A 1,930-nucleotide genomic window follows, 5' to 3' on the forward strand; every position below is an offset into this window, starting at 1 on the left:
GAGCCAGGGTGTTGGCGAGGGCGAGGTTGTCGGCGTCGGCCCCGTTGAAGACGACCACGTCCGGGCCCGACTTGGCAGCCGCCGAGGCGATCAGCTTCGAATCCAGCTGGTCGTACGGGACGTAGACGTCGTTGACCTTCACCCCCGGGTTGTCCTTCTCGAACAGGCTCGCGTAGTCCGTCATCACCTTCACCTGGTTCGGGTCACTGAAGTAGTGCCACACGGTGATCTCCTGCGAGCCGCCCGAGGACGAGGACTGGGAACCGCCCGAGGTGCACCCCGTGAGCGCAAGCGCCCCCGCTATGACCGCGCCCAGCGCGGACAACCCATGCTTGGCTGTGAGCTTCATGGCCTTTGCTCCTGATCTTCATTGACTGGGGGAAGTGGAAAAGCCGAAACCTAACGAAAAGGTTTTCAGCAAGGTAGCACCGCCGATTGAAAGAGGTCAATGCCCCTGTAGGATGGGAACAGTGAAAGCTACCGAAAGCGAGGTCGGTCGATGGAGCAAGCAGGCCAGCGTCGGCGCGCCGCGACCCTGAAGGACGTGGCAGCCCTCGCCGGGGTCTCGGTGGCCACGGCATCCAAGGCGCTCAACGGGCGCGACCAGGTCCGCGCGGAGACGCGCAGCCGGGTCCTGGAGGCAGCCCAGCGGATCTCGTTCACCCCCAACAGCGTCGCCCGGGGCCTCCTCGCCGGCCAGACCGGCACCGTCGGCCTGCTCACCAACGACCTCGTCGGCCGCTTCAGCATCCCCATCCTGATGGGCGCCGAAGACGCCTTCGGCACCGGGAAGACATCCGTACTGCTCTGCGACGCCCGCGGCGACTCCATCCGCGAGTCGTACCACCTCCAGGCACTGCTGAGCCGCCGCGTCGACGGCCTCATCGTCGTCGGCAGCGACACCGACCCGCGGCCCTCGCTCGGGGACATGCCGGTCCCCGTGGTCTACGCCTACGGCCCCTCCGAAGACCCGAACGACCTCTCCCTCGTCCCCGACAACGTGGGGGCCGGGTCGCTGATGGCCAGGCACCTCCTCGAGACCGGCCGCAGCCGCATCGCCCACATCACCGGCGAGGCCGGATACAGCGCCGCGCGCGACCGGACTGAGGGGATCACCCGCGCCCTCGACGCGGCTGGCCTCTCCCTCCTCGGGGGAGAGGCGCTCTACGGCAGCTGGTCCGAAGCCTGGGGCCGTGCCGCCGCCGCAGTCATCATCGACCGCCACCCCGACGTGGACGCGCTGCTGTGCGGCAGCGACCAGATCGCCCGGGGCGCCCTCGACGCCCTCCGGGACCGCGGCATCCCCGTCCCGGAGAAGATCGCAGTCGCCGGCTTCGACAACTGGGAAGTCCTGGCCACCGGCTCCCGACCGCAGCTGACCAGCATCGACATGGACCTGGAAGTCCTCGGCCGCACAGCAGCCCAACGCCTCTTCGCCGCCATCGACGGCCAGCACGACTCGGGCACCCAGAAGCTGCCCTGCCGCCTCGTAGTCCGCGGATCAACCGTCCCCGACCCCTAAGACCGCCCTCAGCTTCGTCAATCCAGGCCCCACAAGGGCCCCGCCGACGCGGGCGAGCGGCCACAAAGGGGCCGTCATCAACCATTCGTGCTGGCTCAATTGTTGCCATTCAAGGAGGCCGATGTGGCCAAGCTGATAGGTGCCCCGAAGGCCGGGTCAGAGGGCGGGGGTGGTGGTAACGCGTTAGGAATCAAGCGGTAGTTAACTATCGTTTTACTGGCACCCCTGCGTATCAGGTTTGGGCGTATTCAACACACATGACAGGGGCTCGCCTTGAGCCTGAACTTCAGGACGCTGCCAGCCGTGAGCGTTTCCGGACGGCGACGAGTCCGACTATCAGAAGCGATACCCCGGCCGCCAGGACCGGCAGCGAAAAGATGGCGAGAACGGTCGGGAGCCCATTCGGTC

2 protein-coding genes are annotated in these 1,930 nt (G+C 67.2%); one reads left to right on the forward strand and one right to left on the reverse strand.

Translation table 11 applies throughout. The features are described from left to right. The coding region (locus LK10_RS03790; protein ID WP_043120275.1) for an extracellular solute-binding protein at positions 1-349 on the reverse strand (349 nt) is incomplete at its 3' end. Between the two features lie 150 nt (positions 350-499). Between LK10_RS03790 and LK10_RS03795 the strand changes: the two genes are divergently transcribed. After that, complete coding sequence (locus LK10_RS03795) at positions 500-1,522, forward strand: LacI family DNA-binding transcriptional regulator (protein ID WP_043120276.1); 1,023 nt, start codon at positions 500-502, stop codon at positions 1,520-1,522. Positions 1,523-1,930: the final 408 nt, after the last annotated feature.

Origin of the sequence: Sinomonas humi (assembly GCF_000802235.1) — a bacterium.
GTDB lineage: Bacteria > Actinomycetota > Actinomycetes > Actinomycetales > Micrococcaceae > Sinomonas > Sinomonas humi.

Excerpts from the sequence above, each read along its gene's own strand:
- LK10_RS03795 (WP_043120276.1), top strand. The coding sequence starts at position 500 with ATGGAGCAAGCAGGCCAGCGTCGGCGCGCCGCGACCCTGAAGGACGTG.